Here is a 2535-nt window from a genome sequence, read left to right as displayed (position 1 = left end):
CTCCGGGCGGCCGCTTCTCCGGCGCTTTTCCGGGCGCTCCGGTCATCTCCGCGGGCGCTGCCGGTCATCACCTCGACGGCCCGCCGCCGGGCGCGGCGGTGGCGGCGTCGGCCGCCAGGTCGGACCCACCGCGGCGGGCGGGGCCGCCGGCGGCGTCGTGGGCCAGCAACACCTCGAACGCGCCCGGCTCGTCGACGGCGTAGGCCATCAGCGGCGTCAGCTCCATCCGGACGTCGAAGGCCGACAGGGCCCGGCGCCAGGCTCCCACCCCGTCCCACTCGGAGGTGATCATCCAGAGTTCCGGGTCGTCCACGGCACGTCCCAGCCGGGCCCAGCGGTAGCCCCGCTCGCCGGCGAGGACGGCCAGGACCCGTTCCGCCCGCTCACGAAAGGTACCGGCGTCCCCCGGTGGAACCCGTAGCCGCGTGACAACAACCACAGCACGGTTCTACCAGGTCGCGGGGCTCCTCCGCAGGGTGGCGAAAATTCCGGTGGGGGGCCACCGGCAACGCCGTCTACCGAGACAGGTAGATCCCCGCTGCCGCCGGCCCACCACGTCCGGATCAGACCCCGGAGGGATGGGCGACGACACCGCCGTAGCGGCGGTCGCGCTTGGCGAAGTCCAGGCAAGCTGTCCACAGGTCGCGGCGGTCGAAGTCCGGCCACAGCCGTTCGACGAACAGGAACTCCGCGTATGCCGCCTGCCAGAGCAGGAAATTGCTCAGCCGCTGCTCCCCGGAGGTACGGATCAGCAGATCGACGTCGGGCATCTCCGGCTCGTCGAGGTAGCGGGCCAGTGTGTCCTCGTCGATGCGGTCGGCCCGCAGCCGGCCGTCCCGGACGTCCCGGGCGATGGCGGCGGCGGCGTCGGCAAGCTCGGCCCGTCCGCCGTAGTTGACGCACATCACCAGGGTGAGACGGTCGTTCCCGCGGGTACGTTCTTCGGCTGCCTCCAGCCGCCGGATGACGTTGCTCCACAGCCGGGGACGCCGGCCGGCCCACCGGACCCGGACACCGAGCGCGGCCATGTCGTCGATGCGCCGGCCGAACACCCCGTCGGTGAAACGCATCAGGAACGCGACCTCGTCCGGCGACCGTTTCCAGTTCTCGGTGGAGAAGGCATACACCGACAGCCAGCGGACGCCGAGTTCGATGGCGCCCTCCACACAGTCGAAGAGAGCCTCCTCGCCGGCTTCATGACCCTTCGTGCGCGGCAGGCCGCGCATTTTCGCCCACCGACCGTTACCGTCCATGACGATGGCGACATGCCGCGGGATCAGTGCGGAAGGAATCTCCGGCGGGCATGCGCCGGAAGGATGTGGGTGAGGCTCACGGAACTGCCCGAGCCCCCCATTACGCAGATTCACCGGCTGCCCCCCTCCTGCTTATTGACGGCCCTATGATGGCCCTGTCAATGGCCTTGTTGGCGGCCGTGGTGACGACCGTGGTGACGACCGTGACCTGCCTGGTCCCGCTCACACTCGCTCCAGATGAGGCAGCGTGCGCAATCCGTATTCGAGATGCCACTGCAGGTAGGCGGCGACGCACCCACCCGCCTCGCGCCGGGTCCGGGCTTCGCTCGCCCCGGCGCAAGCCCAATCGCCGGTGAGCAGATCGGACAGCAGCTTCACGGCAGCCGGAGACATCGACACCGCTCCATGCGGTCGGCATTCCGGGCACACTACGCCCCCCGCCGGGACGGAGAACGCGTGGTGGGGTCCTGGGTCCCCGCAGTGGGCGCAGTCCGCCAGGGCCATCCCGTAACCGGCGATGGCCAACGCGCGGAGCAGGAACGCGTCCAGAACGAGAGACGGTGCCCGTTCACCCTGAGCGAGCGTGCGCAGACCACCGACGAGGAGCAGGAACAGGCGCATCGCAGGCTGGCGTTCCTCGCTGGTCAGCCGCTCGGCGGTTTCCAGCATGACCGCCGCCGCGGTGTGCCGGGGATAATCCGACGCGATCACCGCGCCATACGGGCTGAGTATGTCGGCCTGGGTGACGGTGTCGAGGGAGCGTCCCTCGTGGAGCTGGAGGTCGACGTAGGTACCCGGCTCCAACCGGGCACCGAAACGGGACGACGTGCGGCGCACCCCTTTGGCCACCGCGCGTATCCGCCCCGTCCGCCGGGTCAGAACAGTGATGATGCGGTCGGCTTCGGCGAGCGGTGTCGTCCGCAGGACGACACCTTCATCTCGGTAGACCGGCACCTGCCCATGGTTGCACGCATTCCGGTAAGGGGGCAGAGCGCGGTCGAGATGATCGCGACACGTGCCGGCCGGCACTGGACCGGAAGATCGACAATGAGCCGGATCACACCGGCCTCGACCTCGAGCGACCCCGGACACCTCAATATCGTCACTGTCTGTGCTCGCCGTGCTCTCGGTGATAACCACCGTCAGCAGACGAGAAAATGTCAAAGGTTCAGAGCAAATGTCAAAGGTTCAAAGGTAAGGGCCAGGCTCGGGACGATACCGGACGCATCCGAGCAAGGGCATCCGGGCGTGGGCATCCGAGCAAGGGCATCCGGGCGTGGGC

3 protein-coding genes are annotated in these 2535 nt (G+C 69.1%); all 3 read right to left on the bottom strand.

All coding sequences use genetic code 11. The features are described 5' to 3' along the window. Positions 1–67: 67 nt before the first annotated feature. Positions 68–439, bottom strand: a complete 372-nt coding sequence (locus DD1DGNOD_RS08775; RefSeq protein ID WP_131766062.1) for an antibiotic biosynthesis monooxygenase family protein — start codon at positions 437–439, stop codon at positions 68–70. A 124-nt stretch (positions 440–563) separates the two neighbouring features. After that, positions 564–1367 (bottom strand): isoprenyl transferase, encoded by an 804-nt coding sequence (locus tag DD1DGNOD_RS08770; RefSeq protein WP_131769858.1) that lies wholly within the window; start codon positions 1365–1367, stop codon positions 564–566. Positions 1368–1475: 108 nt separating this feature from the next. Beyond that, on the bottom strand, positions 1476–2207 hold the full coding sequence (gene recO, locus DD1DGNOD_RS08765) for a DNA repair protein RecO (RefSeq protein WP_131766060.1): 732 nt from the start codon (positions 2205–2207) through the stop codon (positions 1476–1478). Between the last annotated feature and the right edge of the window lie 328 nt (positions 2208–2535).

This window comes from Candidatus Protofrankia californiensis, assembly GCF_900634765.1.
Taxonomy (GTDB): domain Bacteria; phylum Actinomycetota; class Actinomycetes; order Frankiales; family Frankiaceae; genus Protofrankia; species Protofrankia californiensis.
This window is presented reverse-complemented; position numbering and strand designations above follow the sequence as displayed.